Genomic DNA, 22,407 nt, shown 5'->3' with positions numbered 1-22,407 from the left:
GATGACCTTCGACTTTTCACCTTTTCTGCCTTGGCCGGTTCTGGCCGCGCTGGCCGCCGTCGGCGCGGTCATCGCCGCCTTCGCGATCTGGCGTGGCATCCGCGGCGCCTGGATCAGGACGCTGGCGGCACTCGCCCTGCTGACCGCGCTCGCCAATCCCGTGCTGCTGCAGGAGGACCGGGATCAGCTGTCGACGATCGTCCCCGTTCTCGTCGACCGCAGCCAGAGCCAGCAGACGCCCGACCGGGTCAAGATGACCGACGATGCGCTGGCAGCCCTGAAGGGCCAGCTCGCCCGCTTTCCCCAGATAGAGCCGCGCTTCATCGATGTCGAAGGCGACGTCAATTCTGACGTGCCGTCGACCCGTCTGTTCGACGCGATGGCGGCCAACATCGCCGATGTCCCGCCGTCGCGCATCGGCGGCGCCATCATGCTGACCGACGGCGAAGTCCATGATGTTCCGGCCGCCAATCAGGCGCTCGGTTTCGATGCGCCGATCCATGGCCTCATCACTGGCAAGGCCAACGAATTCGATCGCCGCATCGAAGTCGTCAAGGGGCCGCGCTTCGGCATCGTCAACGAGGAGCAACAGGTCGTCCTGCGCGTCTTCGACGACGGCCCGAGCCCCGGCGGCACCGCCGACGTCACGGTGAAGCTCAACGGTGATGAAATCGCCACCCTGCAGGCGACACCCGGCCGGGATACGCCTTTCTCCTTCAAGGTGCCGGGGGGCGGCAGCAACGTGCTCGAATTCTCGGTCGCGGCACTTCCCGGCGAAGTCACGACGGCCAATAACCGCGCCGTCCACGTCATCGACGGCATCCGCCAGAATCTGCGCGTGCTGCTTGTCTCCGGCGAGCCGCATGCCGGCGAGCGTGCCTGGCGGAACCTCTTGAAATCCGACGCCTCGGTCGATCTCGTCCACTTCACCATTCTGCGCCCACCGGAAAAGCAGGATGGCACGCCGATCAACGAGCTGTCGCTGATCGCTTTCCCGACACGCGAGCTGTTCATCGACAAGATCAAGGATTTCGACCTGATCATCTTCGACCGCTATCAGGACCGGGCGAATGTGCTGCCGATGCTCTACTACGACAACATCGCCCAATATGTGGAGAACGGCGGAGCGCTGCTGATCGCCGCCGGTCCGGAACATGCAAGCCCGGAATCGATTGCGATGACGCCGCTCGCCTCCGTGCTGCCGGCAGAGCCGACCGGCCGGATGATCGAGAAGGCCTTCTACCCCCGCCTCTCCGAGGAGGGCCGCAAGCATCCCGTCACGCGCGGCCTCGACGGCTCGGGCGAGGACCCGCCGCACTGGGGGCGCTGGTTCCGCAGCGTCGACGTCGAGCGGCCGCAGGGCGAGACGATCATGCTCGGCGCCGACAACCACCCGCTGCTGGTGCTGAACCGCGCCGGCCAGGGCCGCGTCGCCATGCTGCTCTCCGATCAGGGCTGGCTCTGGGCCCGCGGCTTCGAAGGCGGCGGTCCGAACGTTTCGCTCTATCGCCGCATCGCCCATTGGCTGATGAAGGAGCCGGCGCTCGAGGAAGAAGCGCTGACGGCGCGCGCCTCCGGCCGGACCCTTGAAATCACCCGCCAGACGATCGGCGACAATCCGGGCAACGCCACCGTGCGCTACCCCTCCGGCAAGACCGAAACCTTGCCGCTCACCCAATCCGAACCCGGCCTCTACAAGGCGGAGAAGCGGATGGACGAGATCGGCCTCTTCGAAGTCCGCAACGGCAAACTGTCGACCCTTGTCCATATCGGCGCTGTCGATGCGCCGGAATTCAAAGCGATGATCTCGACGACAAATGTACTGAAACCTGTCGTCGACAGGAGCAAAGGTCTCGTGACCCGCGTCGCCAGTGAAAAGGGCGCGATCACCGTGCCGCCGATCCTGCCGGTGCGCGGCCAGGTCCGTGTCTCCGACAATGACCGCATGATGATCCGCATGACCAGCGAGACGGTCTTGAAGGGCATCAACACGCTGCCGCTCTTTGCCGGTTTTGCTGGCGTCGGCATATTGCTGCTCGCCTTCGGCGCAATGTGGTGGCGGGAGGGGCGATAATCGCGTGGCGGAATTCGAGCTCACGGCGTCGCCCTCACCGGAGGAACTGGCGGCGATCACCGATGCGCTTTCGGCCTTCAACACCGGCGATGTCGGTCCGTCGGATCGCCGGCCGCTGGCCATCCTCATCCGCGATGCCGACGGCAAGGTGACCGGCGGCCTGTCCGGCTTTACCGCCTGGGGCTGGCTCTTCGTCCAGATGCTCTATCTTCCCGAGACGCTGCGCGGCGCCGGCATTGCAGGCAGGATCCTTGCACAGGCAGAGAAGGAGGCGAAAGCCCGCGGCTGCCACGGCGCCTGGATCGACACCTTCAGCCCGCGGGCCCTGCGCGCCTATCTCCGCCGGGGTTATGAGGTCTTCGGTGAGCTCGAGGATTTTCCGCAAGGCCGCATGCGCAGCTTTCTCCGGAAGAAGCTCTGATCACGCGCGCCAGGCGATCGTGCCCTTCAGCCGTTCGTGCACATTCTCGGCGATCGGAACGACGAGCACGCGGCCGGGATCGACCGGTCCCGGAAAGGTAAGCGCGTTATAGGCGACCTTCTCGAAACCGAGCGGGCCGTAATAGGGCGGATCGCCGACCAGGATGACGGCTTCCGAGCCTTTACGCCGCGCCGCCTCCACCGCGATCCGCACCAGCTCGCGGCCGATGCCTATATTTTTGTGCGAGGGGCGAACCGCGAGAGGGCCGAGCAGATGGCCCTTCACCGTGCCGGCCATCACCGGCGTCATGCGTACCGAGGCGATCGTCTCGCCGTCGTCGGCGCAGATGAAGGAAAGCGAAAGATCATGCGGCCCCTGCTCGCGAATGCGTGCGGCCGCCCGCGTGAAGCGGCCGGGACCGAAGGCTTCTTCGTTGATGTGTTCGATGGCGGCGTCGTGTGACGCGTCTTCGGTGAGGTAGACGAGATCGTGCTTGTACATGATGACAGAAACCGGATGGACAGATTGATGGGTCTCGAACACGCCTTCGGCGTTCGGAGCATCAGCGTCGTCGCGGGTTTCTGGAAATGAACATCAAGCAGGGATCCTAAAATCGTGAAAAGGCCGATAGCAGGAAAAATTTCCGCCGTCCAACGCAAAATGCACACCACAGCGCCCCGCCTCTTTTCAAACGCGCAGAGGACGCTGCAGCACTCTGATTGATGCAGCGCCTGAACGGCGTGACGCAGTGTTCAACCTTTACCACCTGCAAAGCCCCGCTATCTCAGCTAACTTCGGCTCGACACGCAATCAGGGAATGAAGATCATGGGAATGCTGGTGGACGGCGTCTGGAATGATGTCTGGTACGACACGAAGGAGAGCAAGGGCGAATTCAAGCGGCTGCCTTCGCAGTTCCGCAATTGGGTGACGGCAGACGGCGCGGCCGGCCCCACCGGCAGCGGCGGCTTTAAGGCCGAGCCCGGCCGTTACCATCTCTACGTCTCGCTTGCCTGTCCCTGGGCGCACCGCACGCTGATCTTCCGCAAGCTGAAGAAGCTGGAGGAATTGATTTCGGTTTCGGTCGTCGATCCGCTGATGGTCGAGAACGGCTGGGAGTTCAAGATCGGTGACGGGGCCACCGGGGATCACCTCTTCGGCGCGGCGACACTCTGGCAGATCTACGTCAAAGCGGATCCACACTATTCCGGCCGCGTGACCGTGCCCGTCCTCTGGGACAAGAAAACCGGCGCAATCGTCAACAACGAATCCGCCGAGATCATCCGCATGTTCAACAGCGCCTTTGACGGGCTAACCGGGTCGAAGGCAGATTTCTACCCGGAGCATCTCAGAGCCGACATCGATGCCCTGAACGCCATCGTCTACGACACCGTCAACAACGGCGTCTACAAGGCAGGCTTTGCCACCACCCAGGAGGCCTATGCGGAGAATGTCGGCAAGCTGTTCGAAACGCTCGACATGCTCGACGAACGCCTGGGCAAGGGCCGCTACCTTTTCGGAGATCGGTTGACCGAAGCGGATTGGCGCCTGTTCACCACGCTGGTGCGTTTCGACCCCGTCTATGTCGGCCATTTCAAGTGCAACATCCGCCGCGTCGCCGATTACCGCAACCTTTCCGGTTACCTAAGAGATCTCTACCAGACGCCAGGCATTGCCGAGACGGTGAACCTCACGCACATCAAGCAGCACTATTACCGCAGCCACAAGACGATCAATCCGACCGGCATCGTTCCCGTCGGCCCGGCGCTCGATCTCGTCAGCCCGCATGGACGTGCGACAGCGCCGCGTGTCTTTTCAGACGCGAGGACGCTGTAGGCCTTGAAATAGCTTGCCGCGGCCTAAAAAACTGTGCAGCCCTCACCAGCGATGGTCGGGCTGTTGCTCGCCGCGAAGTTCGGCAAGACGGCGATGCGTCGCCTCGGTCGTGCCCGCGGGCAGGCTGTCGATCGAAAAGAAGCCGCTGTCGGAAATCTCCCAGTCTGGCGGACGTGGTGCCGTCTGCTCGACGGTTACCCGATAGAACACGACATGGTCGCGCCGTGTGGTCGACGTGTTGAAATAGACCTGGATCAGCTGCGGCTTGCCGATGATCCTGAGGTTGCCCTCCTCGCGCAACTCCTTGGCCAGCGCTTCCTCGACCGTCTCGTTGCGTTCCAGGCCGCCGCCGGGCATATGCCAGCCGCCGACATAGCTGTGACGCACGAGAAAAATCCGCCCCTGCGCATCAAAGCAGGCGGCTCTGACTCCCATTGTCATGCTCCGGGCGAAAGAGAAATAGACATGCAAAAGGCGCAGGGCCGCCCTGATATGAAGGGGCCGGTTTTCTTTATCCACCATCGCTCCGTTTCAGCTTTTCATCGCGCCGGATGTGTTTGATTTGTCAATAAGCTGGTCTATGTCTCGTAGCATGTTCAAGCTCGCGCATATCTCCGACGTCCATCTCGGGCCGTTGCCCCGTCTTTCCATCCAAGAGCTGTTTTCAAAACGCATAACGGGCTTTGTGAACTGGCATCGAAATCGGCGCAAGCACCTTTTCGGCAGCACGCTCGATCTGCTGCTTGATGACATCCGCGCCCATCAGGCCGATCATCTGGCCGTCACCGGCGATCTTGTCAATCTGGCGAGCGGCATCGAGATCCGCGCCGCCGCCGCCTGGCTGCGCGCGCTCGGCGATCCCGCCGATACATCGGTCGTTCCCGGCAATCACGACGCCTATGTGCCGGGCGCCTATGAGAAATCGATGCGCGCCTGGTACGACTACGTCCGTGGCGATCTCGCCCCGCCGCAATGGCAGGAAGACCGCCACATCTTTCCCTATCTGCGCGTCCGCGACAAGGTCGCGATCGTCGGCTGCTCGACGGCGGTCGCCACCCCTCCCTTCGCGGCCTCCGGCTTCTTCGGCGCCCGTCAGGCCCGCGACACGGTGAACATGCTGCGCGCGGCCGGCGAAGCCGGTCTCTTTCGTGTCGTCATGATCCATCATCCGCCGATCCGCGGCGCCACGACCTTCTACAAGCGGATGATCGGCATCCGCCGCTTCGCCGCCGTAATTTCCACCGGCGGTGCCGAACTCGTATTGCATGGCCACACACACCTGAACACCCTGCACTGGCTGCGTGGCCAGGTGCAACCGGTGCCTGTCGTCGGCATTGCATCGGCCTCGCAGGGACCGGGCAGCATCAAGCCGGCCGCAGCCTACAACCTCTTCTCCATCGACGGCTCTCCCGGTGCCTGGGAACTGAGTGGCGAGCGCTTCAGCCTGAACCGGGCCGGCGATGCGGTGATTCAGGAAAGTGTTGATATTTTCGCGCCTTAGCGACGTATCCGGACTCCTTTCATCCAGCACTTGAATCGATTTGCGAAGACATCGAGTGATCGTCGCAACATTTGCCATAGAGATTTCTTACCCTCTTGGTATTTTCGGCGGTAAGCGTACAATCCGCGCAACTGCATCGCCTCAGAATGGAGCCCGCCCATGATTTTCTCCTTCCATCGCCTTGGCAGAATCTCGCTTGCCGCAGGCTTTGCCTTCGGCATCGCCACGGCCGCTTTCGCGGCCGGCGGCGGCAACGATGACACCAACCCGCCGCCGAAGACCGAGACGACCAAGACCTGCACCGGCGGCAAGGTCTGGGACAAGACCAGGAAGGAATGCGTCACCCCGAAGAAGAGCAGCTTCAACGACGATGACCTCTACAATTTCGCTCGCGAATTTGCCTATGCCGGCCAATATGAGAACGCCATCACCGTGCTCAATCTCGCCCGCAATCAAAACGACCCGCGCATCCTGAACTATCTCGGCTACGCCAACCGGAAAGCCGGCCGCATGGAACTCGGCATGTCCTATTACCGCAAGGCGCTGCATGCCGATGAGAACTATATTCTTGCCCGCTCCTACATGGGCATGGCGCTGGTCGAGCAGGGAGATATCCAGGGCGCCCGCGTCCAGCTCGTCGAAATCCGTGATCGCGGCGGCGAAGGCACCTGGGCCTACCGCGCTCTGCTGCAAAGCTTGAACGGCCACAGAACATATTGACGCAAGCTTTGCGGGCTAGATTACGAAAATTCCCTGGGAAAGGGGACTGGAAACGGCCGGATGCTTGCGAAGTGGAGGAGAGTTGTTCCATAAAGCGCATGCATTACCGGCGGCAATAAAGCCGGATTTGCGTCCGATGGCGGAAGCTTCGTCCGCGAAACCACTGTGAGTGCTTCTGGATAGAAAATGCGTCAGCCCGCAACGACCATCGACCTCCGCCGTGATCTCGTCGGCCTTCTGCCTCGCCTTCGCCGCTTCGCGATCACGCTCGCGGGCGAGACGACTGCGGCCGACGAGCTGGTCCAGGCCGTCTGTCAGCGGGCGATCTCCAGGGGTCATCAGTGGAGCGGCGAAGGCCGGCTGGAAAGCTGGATGTATACGCTTGCCCGCCAGCAATGGGCCGACGACAGCCGCAAGCGCAAGCCGAAAGCCTCCGCCCGCGGCAACGTCACCGATATTCGTGAGGCCGCGCGCGAACGCTCGGCCGCGGTCGATCCCGACGCCATCCATCGCATGATCGCCGATATGCCGGACGGCGTTTCCTCGATCTTCCTGCTCGTCGACGTCGAAGGCCACAGCTACCAGCAGGCGGCCGACATCATGGGCATTCCGGCGGCGAGCGTCGCCTCGCAGCTCGCCACCGCAAGGCTGCATTTCGCCGAGCTTGCCGACACCCACCCGATCCACAGGTACTGAATTGCTCGATCTCAGGAAATTGTCGCTCGAAGCCCAGCTCACCGCCCTCCTCGATGGCGAAGTCTCGCCCGAACAGCGTCACGAATTGGAGCAGCGCCTGGCAAGTGATGAGAATGCGCGCCGGCTGCACGAAAAATTGCGCCACGGCGCCGATTTCGGACGCCGCCGCCTCGACGACGTCCTGAAGGAGCCGGTGCCGCTGGCCCTCGTCCGCTCGATCAAGAGCACGCAGCCGCCGAAGACGCCGATCGCCCAGCGCGCCACGCGCCCGCAGGTGAAGCTGGCGCCGACCGGCCCGCAGGCGCTGGCTGCCGCCCTCATCCTCTTCGTGCTCGGCTGCGGCCTCGGCTATTTCGTCGGCATCGGACCGGAGGTCGACGAGGTCGCCACCACGAGCTCGTCGACGGCGCCGGCCAATACCAGCGACTGGCTGGGCGATGTCACCGCCTATCAGCGCCTGCTGATCCGTCAGCCCCGTCACCTCGTCGAAGTGCCGGCCTCACAGGCCGAGGAAATCTCCAGCTGGCTGACGACCGCGATCGGCGTGCCCTTCCGCGTGCCGGATCTCAGCGCCAAGGCCTGGACGTTCCAGGGCGCCCGCGTCATTCTCGGCGACAACCGCCCTGTCGGGCAGCTCGTCTATTCCAACACCGACGGCGACATCATCTCCATCTGCTTCCGCAAGGACGCGCAGCCGCCGGAGACCGACGACTTCAAGGAGACGATCAGGGACGAGGTCGGCCTCGTCACCTGGCACAATGCCGGCACCTCCTACGTGCTTGCCGGCCCCTCCTCCGAAGCGACACTCGGCCAGCTCGCCATGGAGATCGCCACGGCGATCTGACCGCCGACTAGCACATCGGTCGAATGATTACCGCCAGCGGAGCTGAGGTGGTAATGGCAAAATCGACCATCAGCATCAGCCGCCCCCTCATCCGCCTGCCGGCACCTTCTCCCCGAGGGGAGAAGAGAAATGCGGCAACGTCTCGATTCCCTCTTCCCCAGCGGGGGTCCGAAGGACGGGCGAGACCCGCGGCTCGCCCAGGCTGGTGCCCGTAGGGCGGATGCGGGGGTAAGCGACGATAGGAGTGGATGCCCGAAGCGCAAGCGACGGGCAATCTTGCGAGGCCGGTAACAAGATCGCCGACTGCATCGTCAGGCCGCGTCGTACCAAGACGATCGCGGACTGGCCCGTTTCGGCATCAGGCCTTGCCGGCCTTCACATCGAGCACGCGGTTGGCGGCCGAGACGATCGCCTCGAGCGAGGCCGCGACGATGTTGGTATTGATGCCGGCGCCGAAGAGCTTGCCGCCGGGATAGGAGGTCTCGACATAGGATATCGCCGCCGCGTTCGAGCCGTGCTGCAGCGAATGCTCGGAATAGTCCTCCACCGACATCTCGATGCCGAGATAATGCGACAGCGCGTTGATGAAGCCGTCGATCGGGCCGTTGCCGCGCCCTTCGATGCGCCTGATCTCGCCATTGTCTGATATCTCGGCCGCCACGATCCGCTGCCCCTTGCGCTCCGTATCGGGATAGGTGTGGTGATCGACGAACTTGAGACGCGCTTCGGGCTGGGTCACGTATCGCTCGATGAAGCGGTCGTAGATGCGCTTCGAGGGAAGCTCCTTGCCCTCGACGTCGGTGATGCGCTGAATGTCCTCGCGGAACTCGACCTGCAGGTTGCGCGGCAGGTTGAGCCCATAATCCTGCTGCAGGATATAGGCGATGCCGCCCTTGCCTGACTGCGAGTTGATGCGGATGATCGCCTCGTAGGAGCGGCCGACATCGCGCGGATCGATCGGCAGGTAAGGCACTTCCCAGATCGGATGGTTGGCGACCTGTGCAGCCTTCATGCCCTTGTTGATCGCATCCTGGTGCGAACCGGAGAAGGCCGTATAGACCAGTTCGCCGACATAGGGGTGACGCTCGGAGATCGCCATCTGGTTCGAATATTCGAACACCTCCTTGATGCGCTCGATGTTCGAGCAGTCAATGCCGGGATCGACACCCTGCGTGAACATGTTCAGCGCCATCGTCACCACGTCGACATTGCCGGTGCGCTCACCATTGCCGAACAACGTGCCTTCGACGCGGTCGGCGCCCGCCAGCAAGGCCAGCTCGGCAGCGGCAATGCCGGTGCCGCGGTCGTTGTGCGGATGCAGCGAGACGATCAGGTTCTCGCGGTTGTCGAGGTTGCGGCACATCCATTCGATCTGGTCGGCATAGACGTTCGGCGTCGCCATCTCGACGGTTGACGGCAGGTTGATGATGAGCTTGTTGTCGGGCGTCGGCTTCACCACCTCGATGACGGCGTTGCAGATCTCCAGCGCCACTTCCAGCTCAGTGCCGGTAAAGCTCTCCGGAGAATATTCGAAACGGTAGCCGCCGCCGGCCTTGGCTGCCATGTCGGTGATCATCTTGGCGGCGTCGACGGCAATCTGCTTGATGCCGTGGACGTCCTTGGCGAAGACGACGCGGCGCTGCAGCTCGCTGGTCGAGTTGTAGAAATGAACGATTGGCCGGTTTGCCCCTTCCAGCGCTTCGAAGGTGCGGGTGATGAGCTCGGGCCGGCACTGCACCAGCACCTGCAGCGAGACGTCGGCGGGAACATTGCCCTCCTCGACGCACCAGCGGGCGAAGTCGAAATCGGTCTGCGAAGCGGAGGGGAAACCGATCTCGATTTCCTTGAAGCCCATCTCCAGCAGCAGATGGAACATGCGCGCCTTGCGGTCATGGCCCATCGGATCGACGAGCGCCTGATTGCCGTCGCGCAAGTCGACCGAGCACCAGACAGGCGCCTTGGTGATTGTTTTCGTCGGCCAGGTGCGGTCAGGAATGCTTACCTGCGGATAGGGCCGGTACTTCACCGCGGCATCGGGCATGCCCTTGGCGCCTGCGGAGGATCGGCTGGTGGTGTTGTCCATTGTCTTGTCTCCTCGTCCCGGCATTTGTCCGCCTCTTAGCCGATCGCATCGGGCTTGGCGATAAACAAAATGCGGACCTTCGTCGGTCGTTACGTCAATTTTGAAAGTGAGTCGCGAGGAGCGATGGCCGGGCGGGCTTTCGGCCGCCGGGCGCTCCTCAAAGGACCCGGCAACCGCGCGTAAGGCCGAGGAGAAGAAGCGAGGTCAGGGCGCGCGACACGTCACGCAAAGCGATGCGGCCGCTTGCAATGGTGTCGGAAATCTTGGCGCCTGAGGTCTTCATGGCCGTGCTTATAACCTTGAGCAGCAGAGCTGGCAAGACCTCGCCCCCGGCTTTTGGTCGCTCCCGAACCGGGGTTGGTTTGTCCAGCAATGCGACACCTTGCCTTATCCTGGCTGGGTTCGGTCTCTCCAGGCCTTCACCAGCTGCGACAGCGCAAGCATCAGCCCGCCCGCGACCAGGCCCCAGAAGGCGCCGGAAATGCCGCCGAAGGACACGCCGGATGCCGTGACGAGAAAGGTGATCGCTGCCGCCTCGCGCGATTCCGGCGCCTGGAAGGCCGACATTGCCGAGGACGAGAAGGCACCGACCAGCGCCAGCCCCGCCACCGCCTCGATCAGAACGGGAGGCGCCAGGGCGACGAAGGCCGTCACCGCGCCGGCAAGCAGCCCGAGAACGATGTAACCGACGCCGGCGACTAGCGATGCCCAATAGCGCCGCTTCGGATCGGCATGGGCATCCGGCCCGGCGCACATGGCCGCGGTGATCGCCGCCAGATTGACGGCGTGACCGCCGAACGGCGCCGACAGCAGCGAAAAGAAGCCGGTGACGGCAAAGAGCGGGCCGGGCTTCGGGTCGTAGTGGTTGACCTTCAGCACCGCGATACCGGGAATGTTCTGCGAAGCCATCGTGACGATGAAGAGCGGCAGCGCGATCGATACGAAACCGGCAAGGTTGAACACCGGCCGGATGATTTCCGCCGCCGGCACCAGCGAGTGTTCGAGCGAACTGAGCGCACCATCGGGAATGTCGACGCCGAAGGTCAGCACCAGCACGAAGGCTGCCAATGCCGCCGGCACCGCCCAGAGGCGCTTGAAGGCGCCAACGACGATCCAGGCGAGAACGATCGGCAGGCCGAACAACGGATTGAAGCCGATTGCCTTCACCGGTGCAAAGCAGAGGCCGATCAGCACGCCGGAGAGCATCGCATTGGCGAGCGGCGCCGAAATGGCGGCGACCGCGCGGCCAAGCGGCTTGAACAGCCCGGCGATGACGATCAGCGCGGCACAGATGAGAAACGCCCCGACCACCGCATCGAAGCCGCCCTCGATCGCCCCGGTGCTTGCCAGCAATGCGGCGCCGGGCGTTGACCAGGCGATGCTGATCGGCAGTCGCGTCACGGCGCTGAGCACGATCGCGCAGACGCCCATGGAGATCGACAACGCCATCAGCCCGGAGGCCGCCTGCGCCTCCGTCGCGCCGACCGCCCGCAGCCCGTGGAGGACGACGGCAAAGGAGCTGGCGGAGCCGACGAAGGCGGTCAGCAGCCCCATGAACAGGGCCTGGACGGAAAAATCTTTGAGCATGCCGGACTCGCGAGCTGCGGGAATGGCGCATGGAGCATGATGGCCGTCGTATACGCAAGCCCGGACTAAGCCCTTTCCGTCCAGCACCCGCATCTCATGCCGGCGAAATAAAAACGCCCTCGACTGCTGCTGCAGGCAAGGGCGTTTTGACGGCTTTGGCTGAGAAAACTCAGATATCGGCCTGTGACGTCACGATCCGCGAAACGAGGCCATAGTCCTTCGCCTCTTCGGCAGAAAGCCAATAGTCGCGATCGGTATCCTTGGCGATCTTGTCGAGCGGCTGGCCGGTGGCCTCCGCCATGATCTTGTTCAGGCGCTCGTTCATCTTGATGATCTCGCGTGCCTGGATCTCGATGTCGGACGCCATGCCGCGCGTGCCGCCCGAGGGTTGGTGCAGCAGGAATCGCGTGTTCGGCAGGCAGATGCGCCGTTCCTTCGGAGCCGCGACATAGATCAGGGCGCCGGCCGAGGCGACCCATCCCGTGCCGATCATCCAGACCTTCGGCTTGATGAACTTGACCATATCATGGATGGAATCGCCGGATTCGACGTGGCCGCCGGGCGAATTGACATAGATGCGGATGTCCTCGTCGCTGGCTGCGGCAAGCGCCACGAGCTGCGAGCAGACTTTCTGCGCCAGTTCCTGATTGATCGGTCCATAGATGAAGATCGAACGCGACTTGAAAAGATTCGCCTCCGTTTCCTTGCCGAGCGGCAGTTCCTTCGTCTTGTCGTCCTGTTCTTCGTCGTTCATTCGAACCTCTCGGAGATGAATTCGGGTTCCTCGCACATAGTGCGACTCAATGCCTAAAACAATGTGGGAAAAACACAAGGCACCGAAGCGGTGGAGATATCCTTAAGAAGCCGCGCGCCGTTCCGCAAGCCTTACTGAAATGTAACGGTGAAAGGCTTTGAAAAGCCTGAATCGCTTCCTACCTCACCCCTCACGCGGCAAAGCCGTACGAAATAACAGGAGACAAGACATGTCACCCGAAGAACGCCAATTGCTGACCGCCCTGTTCGACCGCGTGCGCACCGCTGCGGCCACGCCGCGCGACAGCGAGGCCGAGGCCCTGATCGACCAGGCGACGCGGCAACAGCCCTCCGCCACCTATTATCTGGCTCAGGCCGTGATCGTTCAGGAAAAGGGGTTGGAGGCGGCCGCCAACCATATCAAGGAACTCGAGGAACACGTCCGCCAGCTGGAAGCCGGCGCGAGCGAACACCGCCAGGCCGAACAGGGCGGCGGCTTCCTGAGCTCGATCTTCGGCAACACCCAGACGCAGCAGCCCGCTCCGGTTCCGTCCAGTCCGGCCAATCCCGGTCCCTGGGGCCAGCCCTCCCGCGCCTATGACGAACCCCGCGGCTACGACAGCAGCACTCGCCAGATGCCGCAGCAGCCGACCGGCCCCTGGAGCCAGCAGGCCTATGCGCCATCGGCAGGCGGCAGCTTCCTGCGCGGCGCGCTCGGCACGGCAGCGGGTGTTGCCGGCGGCATGCTGCTTGCCAATTCGCTGAGCGGCATCTTCAGCAACCACATGTCCTCGCTCGGCTGGGGCTCGCCCTTCGGCGCCAATCCTTTCGGCAATGCCAGCGCGCCCACCGAGGAAACCGTCATCAACAATTTTTTCGGCAATGACGACACCCGCCAAGCGTCCGACAATGCCGGTAATGATAATGACGACGGGGATGTGCAGCAGGCGGATTACGACGATGGCGACGATTACAGCAATGACTCATCGGGCGACGACGTGACGGATGTGTGAGGCTTGGCCTTGGAGACCGGCAGTGGTTGCCGCACCGTATCCCGGCCCTTCGCTTAAGCTCAGGGCGTTCGCTGCTGAAATCGATTCACTGGATCGATTGCTCGGGCTGCGCCCGACCGCAGCTCACCCACGTCCACGATAGGTGGCGACGCCTTGCTCCGGCAGCCACACGCCTTCCGGCGGCTTGCCCGTCTGCCAGAAGACGTCGATCGGAATGCCACCGCGCGGATACCAGTAGGCACCGATTCTCAGCCATTTGGGATCGAGCAGTTCGACGATGCGCTTTGCGATATAGATCGAGCAGTCCTCGTGGAAGGCGCCGTGGTTGCGGAAGGAATGCAGGAAGAGCTTCAGCGACTTCGATTCCACCAGCCATTCACCCGGAATGTAATCGATGACGATATGGGCGAAATCCGGCTGACCGGTCATCGGGCAGAGCGAGGTGAATTCCGGCGCGGTGAAGCGCACGACGTAGTCGGTGCCGGCATGATTGGACGGCACTTTTTCAAGCACCGCCTCCTCCGGCGAATGGGCGGTTTCGGTCTGCTGGCCCAGCATCGACAGGCTGGAAACATCGGTATTCGGCATCATGCCTCCTTGACGACTTTGACGCGGATGCCATGGGCCTTTTCGCCCTCCGGCTCCACATGAATGGCTATTTTGGCGCCCTCATGCACTGTCCTGATGGCATCCTCAAGGCGGTCGCATATATCATGCGCCTGCCGCACGGACATAGTGCCCGGCACCACCATGTGAAAATCGATGAAGGTGACGGTACCCGCCCGCCTAGTCTTCAGATCATGCACGCCGATCGAGCCCGCCGCATGGGTGGCGATCGCCTGCTTGATCGCCTCCTCCTCCAGCGGATCGACTGCCTGGTCCATCAGGCCGCTGATCGATTGCGAGATCACCTTCCAGCCCTGATAGAGGATGTTGACGGCAACGAGAATGGCAAGCACCGGATCGAAGATCGCATAGCCGGTCGCCAGCGCCAGCAGCAGGCCGACAAGCACGCCGATCGAGGTGACCACATCGGACATGATATGCTGGCCGTCCGCCGCCAGGGCCGCCGAGCGATGTTTGCGGCCCGCCCGGATCAGCAGCCGCGCCCAGACCGTGTTGACGATGCCGGCCGCGAAATTGATCGCAAGGCCGAGTACCGGCGCATCGAGCATGCGCGGTTCGGAGAGATAGCCGATCGCTTCGTTGACGATCAACAGCGCCGCGACCACGATCAGCACGCCCTCGGTGACGGCGGACAGATATTCCGCCTTGTGATGGCCGAAGGGATGGTCGTGATCGGCTGGCTTCTGCGCGTAGCGGATGACGAAGAAGGCCATGAAGGCGGCAAAGACATTCACCGTCGATTCAAGCCCGTCCGACAGCAGCGCGACCGATCCGGTGACCCACCAGGCCGCCATCTTCAGCCCCATGACGCCGAGCGACAACGGGATCCCCCACATCGCCAGCTTCCGAACCGTAAGATCGCCGTCGTCGCTCATATCGTCCTCCTGCGGTTGCGAATGAATTGCAGGATCCAAGCCATTGAAATGCAAAACCGCCCACGCGAATGTCGCGCAGGCGGTCCAGTTGAGGGTGATATGGGCGATGATGCAGGATTTGTCAAAGAGAATGACGCGTCCCTCACAGCTGTTGCCGTCGGATACGCGAATCCGGCTTCAGCTCTAGGGAGCGGGATCGGCGACAGGCTGCGGCCAGCGCAGGAGAGCGGCCTGCCCGGCCGTCGTCAGCGCGTAGACGCCCTTCTCCTTGCGCTCGAACCATCCGTAGACATTGTCGAGCAGGATCCGGCCGGCATTGGGTGTATGCGCCTTCATATCCCGCGGCCGCGCCACGCCCTGGTCGAGCGCCGCCGCGCAGAGCAGCGCCTGTTGGCGATAGGCGGTCATGATCGGCGCACGTGAGCCGCCGCCGACAGCGGGATCGCCGCGACGGCGCTGGTGCTCCTTGACGAGACGCGTGCGCCGCTTCGGATTGGTGCGCGGCATCGGCGAGACGGAACTGACGATGACGCTGACCTCGCCGCCATCGGAGACGCCGAGCATGCCGATCCCGAGCCGCCGGCAGAGGTCGCGGTAGCGTTTGTCGGCCTCTCGGCCGCGTCCCTTGGCCGAAACGCGCGCCGCGATCCAGACTTCGTCGCTCATCGCCGCCCGGTCGACCGCCTGCAGCAGCAGTTCGAGATTGAAGGAGAGCTTGAGTTCGCAGATGACCACGACCGGCGGCTCACCATCGCTCAGCCCGACGAGATCGCATCCGCCGACCTCACCCTTGACCACATAACCGGCCGCTTCCAGGAACGCTTTCACCGGCAGGTAGAGCGACGTCTCCATCGGAAAATCGCGCCTCAGGCAGCGTTGAGATCGGCAATCTCGCCATATCGCGCGAGCAGCCGCGGCGAGGTCATGTCGCCGGTTTCCTCGTCGACGATCACGGCATAGGCCGCAACGCCGACGAAACGCTCGGCCATCGCCGAAGCGATCTTTTCCGCGCTGACGGCATTCGATGCCTGCCGCATTTCGCCGGGCACGAGATTGCCACGGTTCTTGCGGTAAGGAAGGACGATGAACTTCTCGGCTTGAGCCACGGCGACATATCCCGGTTGATCGTTCCGGAAATGTTCTGATTTGTCCGATAAAGTCAACCCGCCCTTCCCGCTGGCGGGAAGGGCGGAGAGAATAGCCGTCAGGCAGCCTTGGTCTTCACCTTGCGCGCAAGATGCGCCACGACGTTCTCGATCATCCGCATGCCGGCATCGCCGCCGAGCGTCATGATCGATTCCGGATGGAACTGCACTGCGGCGATCGGCTCCTTGGCATGTTCGATGCCCATGATGGTGCCGTCATCGCTCTCTGCCGTGATGATGAATTCAGCCGGCAACGTCGAAGGATCGGCGAAGATCGAGTGGTAGCGGCCGACCGTCACCTCCCTGGCGAGGCCGGAGAAGACGATGCCCGGCTCCAGCACACGGATGCGTGAGGGCTTGCCGTGCATCGGCAGCACCAGATGGCGCAGTTCTCCGCCATAGGCTTCGGCAAGCGCCTGCAGACCAAGGCACACCCCGAAGATCGGCAGGTTGCGGGCCCGCGCCTTCTTGATCGTCGCCTTGCAGTCGAAATCCTTCGGCGTTCCAGGCCCGGGCGACAGCACGACCAGATCCGGATTCAACCGGTCGAAAATCTCCTCCGGCACCGGCGTGCGCACGGTCGAAACCGTCGCCCCCGTCTGGCGGAAATAATTGGCGAGCGTGTGGACGAAACTGTCCTCGTGGTCGATGAGCAGGATGCTGACGCCCTTGCCGACGCTTGCGACGTCGCGCTGGATCTTGCCGGAATTGCCGGTCTTGGCGTCTCGGATGGCGGAAAGCATGGCAGAGGCCTTCAATTCGGTTTCGGCTTCTTCTTCCTCCGGAATGGAGTCGTTGAGCAGCGTTGCGCCGGCGCGCACCTCGGCAATGCCGTCCTTGATGCGCACGGTGCGGAGCGTCAGGCCGGTGTTCATGTCGCCATTGAAGCCCACCATGCCGATTGCCCCACCATACCATGCACGCGGGCTCTTTTCATGGCTCTCGATGAAGCGCATCGCCCAGAGCTTCGGCGCGCCGGTGACGGTGACCGCCCAGGCGTGGCTGAGGAAACCGTCGAAGGCGTCCATGTCGTCGCGCAGCCGGCCTTCGATATGATCGACGGTGTGAATGAGGCGCGAATACATCTCGATCTGCCGGCGGCCGATCACCTTGACGGAACCCGGCTCGCACACACGGCTCTTGTCGTTGCGGTCGACGTCCGAGCACATGGTCAGCTCGGACTCGTCCTTCTTGGAATTCAAAAGCTTCAGAATCTGCTCGCTGTCGGCGATCGGATCGTCGCCACGCTTGATCGTACCCGAAATCGGGCAGGTCTCGATGCGCCGTCCCGAAACGCGCACGAACATTTCGGGCGAGGCGCCGACCAGATATTCCTGATGGCCGAGATTGATAAAGAAGGAATAGGGCGACGGATTGATCGCCTTCAGCCGCTTGGAAATATCGGAAGGCTTGCTTTCGCAGCGCTCCATGAACTTCTGCCCGGGCACGACCTCGAACAGATCACCCTTGCGGAAGCTTTCCTTCGCCTTGGTGACGAGTTCGGCATATTCGCCCGGCCGATGGTCGCTCTTCGGCGGAATGGCATCCGTATGCTGGAAAGGCTCCGGCGCGATCTGCTCGGCCTTGCCCTCGGTCGTCACGCCGCCTTTCTCGAAATCGTAGCGGTCGATCCAGGCTTTGGCGGCGTAATTGTCGACGACGAGGATCTCGTCCGGCAGGTAGAGCACCATGTCGCGCTGGTCGGAAGGCCGCTTCAGCTTCAGATCGATCGCGTCGAACTGGAAGGCGATGTCGTAGCCGAAGGCACCGTAGAGCCCGAGGCTCGCATCCGCCTGCGAATAGAAGAGGTCGGTGACGGCGCGCAGCACGGTAAAGACCGTCGGCATCTTCGAGCGCTCCTCCTCGGTGAACACCCGGTCCGGCGTCTTGACGGAAAGGTCAAGGCGGCGGGCCGAGGAAGTACCGAGCACGAGGTCGGGCACCGTCTGCAGCCGCTCGGTGACGAAGCCGAGAAGCACCTCGCCGCGTTCATTATAGGCTTCGATCCAGACGTCGCGCCCGAAGGAAGAGATGCCGAGCGGCGGATCGACGACGGCGGTATCCCAGCGCGTATAGCGGCCCGGATATTCGTAGTTCGACGAGAACACCGCGCCGCGGCGCTCATCGAGCTTGTCGACATAGGAAGAGACCGCGTCGCTGTAGGGGATCGCCCGCCGCTTCCGCGTGACCGATATCCCGCCCTTGGTCTCGTAGATTTCCGCACCATCATCCCGCAGGATCGTTACCATAGTTCCACTCCGTTATCGGGGCCCGGACAACAGGCGGCGATAAAACAAAAAAGCCGCCTCGAAGTTTCGGGCGGCTCACTCGTCGTCGTCTTTGGACACGATTGGTCGAGGCCGCCTCAGCGAGCCCACCACCAAACAGCGATGTTCAAAGACTTGATCATGGGGAAAATTGTTAGCCTGAGATCAGCCGCCGCGCAAGAGGCGATCGCACGAATGAAAAGGGCGGCCCGAAAGCCGCCCCTCCCCCAGCCTTGAAGGCGTATCGACAATCAGAAGGTCTTGGTGAGCGAGACCTTGAAGGTGCGGCCCGGCTCGGAATACCACTCCCGCGGCTGCGACGCCGTCGCCGAGTTGATATTGACGTCGCGCACGGCGAGCGCGTTGTAGTGCTCCTGGTCGAAGATATTGTAGACACCAGCTTGAACGCGCAGGCCCGGCAGCTGTTCCGGCGTCCACCAGCCGGTCAAATCGACGATGGCATAACCAGGCGCATCGAAGGTCGTATCGGGGGTCGTGCCGACGGTATTGAGGTGGTCGGTCAGCATACCGGCCGAAAGCGTCGAGGAAAGGTCGAAGCCGAAGGTCTCATTGCTCCAGCCGCCGCCGATGATCGCCTTGAACGGCGCCACCGAGCGCAGCCGCTGCGTGGTCTCTTCGTTCCTGCCATAGGCATAGGCAAGCGAAGCATGCAGATTGATTCCGTTGTTGAAAGTCTTGACGGCGCTGGCTTCAATCCCCGAGATCGTCGCCGCTGCCACGTTCGTGTAGTTGAACTCAGTAAAGCCTGTCGCATCGACGCTCGTCACCGTCTCGATGAAATTCTGATAGCGGGTGTGGAAAAGCGCGACCCTTCCGGTAACATCGCCCGTGTCGAAATTGGCGCCGACTTCGATGCCGCGGCCGATTTCCGGTTCCAGATCAGGATTGCCGAGCTGGGCGTAGCGGCCCGTGGGGTTGTAGAAGCGGCTGTAAAGTTCGTCGACGGTGGGCGCGCGGAAGCCGACCGCCAGCTGCATATAGAGCGCTACATCCGGCGTCAGATCGTAGGTCGCAAGGATCTTCGGCGATATGGCGGCCTCCGTCCGGTCGCGAAGATCGCCGAAACGCGTAAGGCCGGTATTGTTGGAAAAACCGTCGCCGGTCGAGGGATCGTAGTTGAACCAGTCGAAGCGGAAGCCGGGCGTCAGCGTGAAGCCGGTATTGCCGATCTCGATCTTGTCTTCGACAACTAGCCCCAGGTTCCGGCTGTCGACGTCAGGCACTTCCGCCTGATTGTTCAGCGACGGGCAAGTCGTCGACGTGGGGCACAGAGCCCAGCTATATTGGCTCCAGCTGGAGATGCCGACGTCAAGGCCGACGCGAACGGAGTGGCTGAGACCGGAATATTCGAAATCCTTCGTCGCGGTGCCGCTGAAGCCCCAGGTTTCGTTTTCGACCTCGTTGTTGCGGCCATAGGCAACATTGGCGGCCGTACGGCCCCCGCTGCCCGCTTCCTTCTTCAAATCCTGCCAATAAAGCGTAGCGCGCGCACTGCTGAAGAACGCGTCGGAAGACTGCGCTTCATAGTCGTAGTCGAGCGATACGCGATCGCGGTCACGCTGTTCGCGACCGTCATAATTGTCGATCATGAAGTTGCGAGGGCTGGTTCCTCCCTGAAGGTGGCGCAGGTCGGTTTCTAGGTCGCGGCGGAAGCGTTCCGCCGTCAGGCCGATGCGATGACCGCCTTCCAGCTCCTGGCGCAGTTTGAAGAGCAGGTTGTTTTGGTCGAAATCAGCCGGGTTCGCCTCGGTGCGAAGAGCCCCGTAAACGTCATTGTTGCCCATGTTCGCCCGCTCATGGCCTTTGCGGTAGCCGCCCTGGAACAGGATCGAGGTGCCGCCGATCTTCTTGGCACCGGCAGCCGAGCCGGAAAGACTCCTGTCTTCGCTGTCATAGGTCGACTTCACGACCGCACCCCAATCACGGCCTTCAGGAATGAGATCCTCCGGCTCCAGCGTGTTGAGAACAATGGCGCCGCCGAGCACGCCGGAGCCGCCCTTGCTCGAATCCGCGCCGCGCACGATATCGAGCGAAGACAGCGAATCGAAATCGAAAGTGTCGCCGCCGCCATTGGCGTTGGCAGGCGCAAAAGCACCCTGGCGCGAGCTATTCGAAATATAAGGGATCGGAATGCCGTCGATCGTCGTCAGGATGCGAGCACCGGAAAGGCCGCGCAGGTTGAAGCCCGCATCGGCACGCGAATAGTTGACGCCCGCATCGACGCTGCGGCCAATATCGTCGTAATTGGTGACCTGCTTTTCTTCCAGTTGCTTCTGGGTGACCTCGGTCGCCAGCGGCGTATCGGCGACGCTGCCGGGCGCCACGCGCTTGCCCTTGACGACGATCTTCTGCAGCACGGTGCTGTCATCCGCCGCCGCTTCCGGCGTGGTGGCCGGAGCGCTCTGCGCGAAAGACTGCGAAACAGGAAGAACCGCTGCAACTGCCGTGCAGACCAATAGAAGCGAGCGCCAATGCCGGACGATCATAACCTACCCTCTCATGATGATTACCGGGCTGGCTGGTCGTGGCGCGTCGAACGCTCGATGGGCTGGCTGGGCTATTTCGGATAAGACGGAGCAGAAATCCGCCTTCTTTTTGCCGCATAAAAAACATGAGAAACATTGTCAACATAATCGACCAATTTATGTTGAACATTATTTTCAAGTTTTAATGATCTTCCAGGACGTTGCGCAATTGCAACGAAAACCGCCATAATGCGTTATCCCCTCCGCTATCAACACCAGGGAATCGGATGCGTTGAGAAAACTTTCGATACTGGCGATCCTTCTCGCCGCTACCGCCTTTCTTGCTGGCGCCCGCCTGCCCTCGCATGGTCCTTTACCCCAACCTCGACCCGACACCGGGGCTGCAGCCAGTCCTACTCCGCTTCCCGACAAGACTGAACCACCCGCGCCGGCGGATGTGCCGGCACCGCAGCCGAAGCCCGATGTGAAGGAGCCGGAGACACCGGCGCGGGACCAGCCAGCGTCGCCCCAAACCGAACCAGGAAAGTCCGAACCGGCAAAGCCAGAACAGGCAAAGCCGGAACCGGCAGAACCGATGCAAGGCCCGCCGCTGCCGCCGGGCGGGCTAAAAAGCCCGCAGACGCCGGCGGAAGAGAACAAGCCGCCTGCCGAGCAGACGCTCGAAGAGCAGCATCTGACGATCGAACCCGAAAGCGACCCCGAACACGCAGAATGCACGGCCGCACTCCGAGCTTTGGGCGTCGTCTTCAAGGACACGCCGCGCATCGACGACGGCAACGGCTGTGGCATCGACAAACCGATCATCGTCTCCGAAGCCCTGCCCGGCATTGCGCTCAAGCCGGAGGCGACGATCCGCTGCCCGGCTGCACTCGCCCTCGCCCGCTGGCTGAAAGACAGCGTCATCCCGGCCGCCTCCGCCGCCCTGCCGGAACAGGGGCGCCTCACGACCGTCAACCAGGCAACATCCTATATGTGCCGTCTGCGCAACGGCGCTGAAACCGGCAAGATCTCCGAGCATGCCCGCGGCAATGCCATCGACATTGCCAGCTTCCATTTCGAGAAAGGCGAAGACGTCGCCGTCCGCTCCCGCCGCGAGGACCCGACGCTGACCGGCGCCTTCCAGCGCACCGTCAGCGCAGCCGGCTGCATCTATTTCACCACCGTGCTGGACCCCGAAAGCGACGCCGCCCACGAGACCCATTTCCATCTCGATGTGATGGAAAGGAAGGGCGGCTATCGCTACTGCCATTGATGATTCAAGCGCTTGAAACATGTCATCAGGCGGGAGCTGGCGTGGAACCGAGACGGTGGCATATCCTCTTCTCCCCAGCGGCGGGGAGAGCGACTGTCTTTTTTGTCAAGCGTTTTGCCATGGTCGTCCGTCCCTGATGATGGCATTGAGGATAGTGAGCAGCTTGCGCATGGTGGCGACGGTTGCGACGATCTTGGGCTTGCCGGCC

The 22,407-nt window shown here is 62.6% G+C and carries 21 protein-coding genes and 2 pseudogenes; 9 read left to right on the top strand and 14 right to left on the bottom strand.

Annotated features, from left to right (window positions below):
* Position 1 precedes the first annotated feature (1 nt).
* Together K6M89_RS24965 and K6M89_RS24960 are read left to right on the top strand one after the other, a co-directional pair.
* Positions 2-2,074, top strand: a complete 2,073-nt coding sequence (locus tag K6M89_RS24965) for a hypothetical protein (RefSeq protein WP_097578557.1) — start codon at positions 2-4, stop codon at positions 2,072-2,074.
* A gap of 4 nt (positions 2,075-2,078) precedes the next feature.
* Positions 2,079-2,495 (top strand): GNAT family N-acetyltransferase, encoded by a 417-nt coding sequence (locus tag K6M89_RS24960; protein ID WP_222141365.1) that lies wholly within the window; start codon positions 2,079-2,081, stop codon positions 2,493-2,495.
* Here K6M89_RS24960 and K6M89_RS24955 read toward each other — a convergent pair.
* Positions 2,496-3,149 (bottom strand): annotated as a pseudogene (locus K6M89_RS24955) (GNAT family N-acetyltransferase).
* A 172-nt stretch (positions 3,150-3,321) separates the two neighbouring features.
* Here K6M89_RS24955 and K6M89_RS24950 point away from each other — a divergent pair.
* A complete protein-coding gene (locus K6M89_RS24950; protein ID WP_222141364.1) occupies positions 3,322-4,329 on the top strand; it encodes a glutathione S-transferase family protein in 1,008 nt (335 codons plus the stop codon).
* 42 nt (positions 4,330-4,371) lie between these two features.
* On the opposite strand, the gene K6M89_RS24945 is transcribed toward K6M89_RS24950, so the two are convergent.
* Positions 4,372-4,851 carry an NUDIX domain-containing protein gene (locus K6M89_RS24945; RefSeq protein WP_222141363.1) on the bottom strand — a complete coding sequence of 160 codons (480 nt, stop codon included), beginning with the start codon at positions 4,849-4,851 and terminating at the stop codon, positions 4,372-4,374.
* A gap of 70 nt (positions 4,852-4,921) precedes the next feature.
* Between K6M89_RS24945 and K6M89_RS24940 the strand changes: the two genes are divergently transcribed.
* From K6M89_RS24940 to K6M89_RS24925, 4 genes are all read left to right on the top strand, one after another.
* Complete coding sequence (locus K6M89_RS24940; RefSeq protein WP_097665560.1) at positions 4,922-5,830, top strand: metallophosphoesterase family protein; 909 nt, start codon at positions 4,922-4,924, stop codon at positions 5,828-5,830.
* Positions 5,831-5,989: 159 nt separating this feature from the next.
* On the top strand, positions 5,990-6,550 hold the full coding sequence (locus K6M89_RS24935; protein WP_222141362.1) for a tetratricopeptide repeat protein: 561 nt from the start codon (positions 5,990-5,992) through the stop codon (positions 6,548-6,550).
* 186 nt (positions 6,551-6,736) lie between these two features.
* Positions 6,737-7,246 carry an RNA polymerase sigma factor gene (locus tag K6M89_RS24930; protein ID WP_097578546.1) on the top strand — a complete coding sequence of 170 codons (510 nt, stop codon included), beginning with the start codon at positions 6,737-6,739 and terminating at the stop codon, positions 7,244-7,246.
* Between the two features lies 1 nt (position 7,247).
* Positions 7,248-8,090: an anti-sigma factor family protein gene (locus K6M89_RS24925; protein WP_097578544.1), complete on the top strand. Its 843-nt coding sequence runs from the start codon at positions 7,248-7,250 to the stop codon at positions 8,088-8,090.
* 358 nt (positions 8,091-8,448) lie between these two features.
* Here K6M89_RS24925 and leuA read toward each other — a convergent pair whose 3' ends face one another.
* The 4 genes from leuA to K6M89_RS24910 all read right to left on the bottom strand — a co-directional run bounded on the left by leuA (position 8,449) and on the right by K6M89_RS24910 (position 12,514).
* Entirely contained in the window at positions 8,449-10,173 is a 1,725-nt protein-coding gene (leuA, locus tag K6M89_RS24920) for a 2-isopropylmalate synthase (RefSeq protein WP_222141361.1), read from the bottom strand.
* A 157-nt stretch (positions 10,174-10,330) separates the two neighbouring features.
* Positions 10,331-10,456: a hypothetical protein gene (locus tag K6M89_RS31520; protein ID WP_010027714.1), complete on the bottom strand. Its 126-nt coding sequence runs from the start codon at positions 10,454-10,456 to the stop codon at positions 10,331-10,333.
* Positions 10,457-10,560: 104 nt separating this feature from the next.
* On the bottom strand, positions 10,561-11,760 hold the full coding sequence (locus K6M89_RS24915; protein ID WP_222141360.1) for a benzoate/H(+) symporter BenE family transporter: 1,200 nt from the start codon (positions 11,758-11,760) through the stop codon (positions 10,561-10,563).
* Between the two features lie 169 nt (positions 11,761-11,929).
* A complete protein-coding gene (locus tag K6M89_RS24910) occupies positions 11,930-12,514 on the bottom strand; it encodes an ATP-dependent Clp protease proteolytic subunit (RefSeq protein ID WP_097578538.1) in 585 nt (194 codons plus the stop codon).
* Between the two features lie 229 nt (positions 12,515-12,743).
* Between K6M89_RS24910 and K6M89_RS24905 the strand changes: the two genes are divergently transcribed.
* Positions 12,744-13,526: a DUF2076 domain-containing protein gene (locus K6M89_RS24905; protein WP_222141359.1), complete on the top strand. Its 783-nt coding sequence runs from the start codon at positions 12,744-12,746 to the stop codon at positions 13,524-13,526.
* A 123-nt stretch (positions 13,527-13,649) separates the two neighbouring features.
* On the opposite strand, the gene queF is transcribed toward K6M89_RS24905, so the two are convergent.
* From queF to K6M89_RS24870, 7 genes are all read right to left on the bottom strand, one after another.
* Positions 13,650-14,114 (bottom strand): preQ(1) synthase, encoded by a 465-nt coding sequence (gene queF / locus K6M89_RS24900; protein ID WP_064684379.1) that lies wholly within the window; start codon positions 14,112-14,114, stop codon positions 13,650-13,652.
* Positions 14,114-15,028, bottom strand: a complete 915-nt coding sequence (gene emfA, locus K6M89_RS24895) for a CDF family cation efflux transporter EmfA (RefSeq protein ID WP_222141358.1) — start codon at positions 15,026-15,028, stop codon at positions 14,114-14,116. Before emfA ends, queF begins: the two co-directional genes overlap by 1 nt.
* A gap of 183 nt (positions 15,029-15,211) precedes the next feature.
* On the bottom strand, positions 15,212-15,880 hold the full coding sequence (locus tag K6M89_RS24890; protein ID WP_097578534.1) for a DUF2161 domain-containing phosphodiesterase: 669 nt from the start codon (positions 15,878-15,880) through the stop codon (positions 15,212-15,214).
* A gap of 14 nt (positions 15,881-15,894) precedes the next feature.
* Positions 15,895-16,134, bottom strand: a complete 240-nt coding sequence (locus K6M89_RS24885; RefSeq protein WP_097578972.1) for a hypothetical protein — start codon at positions 16,132-16,134, stop codon at positions 15,895-15,897.
* Between the two features lie 98 nt (positions 16,135-16,232).
* Entirely contained in the window at positions 16,233-18,422 is a 2,190-nt protein-coding gene (locus K6M89_RS24880; protein WP_222141357.1) for an anthranilate synthase, read from the bottom strand.
* Between the two features lie 269 nt (positions 18,423-18,691).
* Positions 18,692-20,917, bottom strand: coding sequence for a TonB-dependent hemoglobin/transferrin/lactoferrin family receptor (locus tag K6M89_RS24875; RefSeq protein WP_313141812.1), 2,226 nt, complete (start codon positions 20,915-20,917; stop codon positions 18,692-18,694).
* A gap of 101 nt (positions 20,918-21,018) precedes the next feature.
* Positions 21,019-21,174: a hypothetical protein gene (locus K6M89_RS24870; protein ID WP_222141355.1), complete on the bottom strand. Its 156-nt coding sequence runs from the start codon at positions 21,172-21,174 to the stop codon at positions 21,019-21,021.
* Positions 21,175-21,182: 8 nt separating this feature from the next.
* Here K6M89_RS24870 and K6M89_RS24865 point away from each other — a divergent pair, with 8 nt between their 5' ends.
* The gene (locus K6M89_RS24865; protein ID WP_313141809.1) at positions 21,183-22,199 is read left to right on the top strand and encodes an extensin-like domain-containing protein; all 1,017 of its coding nucleotides are present in this window, start codon (positions 21,183-21,185) and stop codon (positions 22,197-22,199) included.
* 105 nt (positions 22,200-22,304) lie between these two features.
* Here K6M89_RS24865 and K6M89_RS24860 read toward each other — a convergent pair.
* Positions 22,305-22,407 (bottom strand): annotated as a pseudogene (locus K6M89_RS24860) (IS110 family transposase); the annotation flags it as partial.

The organism is Rhizobium croatiense (assembly GCF_019793465.1).
Classification (GTDB): domain Bacteria; phylum Pseudomonadota; class Alphaproteobacteria; order Rhizobiales; family Rhizobiaceae; genus Rhizobium; species Rhizobium croatiense.
Note: the sequence above shows the minus strand (reverse complement) of the source record. Positions and strands in the feature narration are given on the sequence as shown.

Excerpts from the sequence above, each read along its gene's own strand:
- K6M89_RS24965 (WP_097578557.1), top strand. The coding sequence starts at position 2 with ATGACCTTCGACTTTTCACCTTTTCTGCCTTGGCCGGTTCTGGCCGCG.
- K6M89_RS24950 (WP_222141364.1), top strand. The coding sequence starts at position 3,322 with ATGGGAATGCTGGTGGACGGCGTCTGGAATGATGTCTGGTACGACACG.
- K6M89_RS24945 (WP_222141363.1), bottom strand. The coding sequence starts at position 4,851 with ATGGTGGATAAAGAAAACCGGCCCCTTCATATCAGGGCGGCCCTGCGC.
- K6M89_RS24940 (WP_097665560.1), top strand. The coding sequence starts at position 4,922 with ATGTTCAAGCTCGCGCATATCTCCGACGTCCATCTCGGGCCGTTGCCC.
- K6M89_RS24935 (WP_222141362.1), top strand. The coding sequence starts at position 5,990 with ATGATTTTCTCCTTCCATCGCCTTGGCAGAATCTCGCTTGCCGCAGGC.
- K6M89_RS24930 (WP_097578546.1), top strand. The coding sequence starts at position 6,737 with ATGCGTCAGCCCGCAACGACCATCGACCTCCGCCGTGATCTCGTCGGC.
- leuA (WP_222141361.1), bottom strand. The coding sequence starts at position 10,173 with ATGGACAACACCACCAGCCGATCCTCCGCAGGCGCCAAGGGCATGCCC.
- K6M89_RS31520 (WP_010027714.1), bottom strand. The coding sequence starts at position 10,456 with ATGAAGACCTCAGGCGCCAAGATTTCCGACACCATTGCAAGCGGCCGC.
- K6M89_RS24915 (WP_222141360.1), bottom strand. The coding sequence starts at position 11,760 with ATGCTCAAAGATTTTTCCGTCCAGGCCCTGTTCATGGGGCTGCTGACC.
- K6M89_RS24910 (WP_097578538.1), bottom strand. The coding sequence starts at position 12,514 with ATGAACGACGAAGAACAGGACGACAAGACGAAGGAACTGCCGCTCGGC.
- K6M89_RS24905 (WP_222141359.1), top strand. The coding sequence starts at position 12,744 with ATGTCACCCGAAGAACGCCAATTGCTGACCGCCCTGTTCGACCGCGTG.
- queF (WP_064684379.1), bottom strand. The coding sequence starts at position 14,114 with ATGCCGAATACCGATGTTTCCAGCCTGTCGATGCTGGGCCAGCAGACC.
- emfA (WP_222141358.1), bottom strand. The coding sequence starts at position 15,028 with ATGAGCGACGACGGCGATCTTACGGTTCGGAAGCTGGCGATGTGGGGG.
- K6M89_RS24890 (WP_097578534.1), bottom strand. The coding sequence starts at position 15,880 with ATGGAGACGTCGCTCTACCTGCCGGTGAAAGCGTTCCTGGAAGCGGCC.
- K6M89_RS24880 (WP_222141357.1), bottom strand. The coding sequence starts at position 18,422 with ATGGTAACGATCCTGCGGGATGATGGTGCGGAAATCTACGAGACCAAG.
- K6M89_RS24870 (WP_222141355.1), bottom strand. The coding sequence starts at position 21,174 with ATGGCGGTTTTCGTTGCAATTGCGCAACGTCCTGGAAGATCATTAAAA.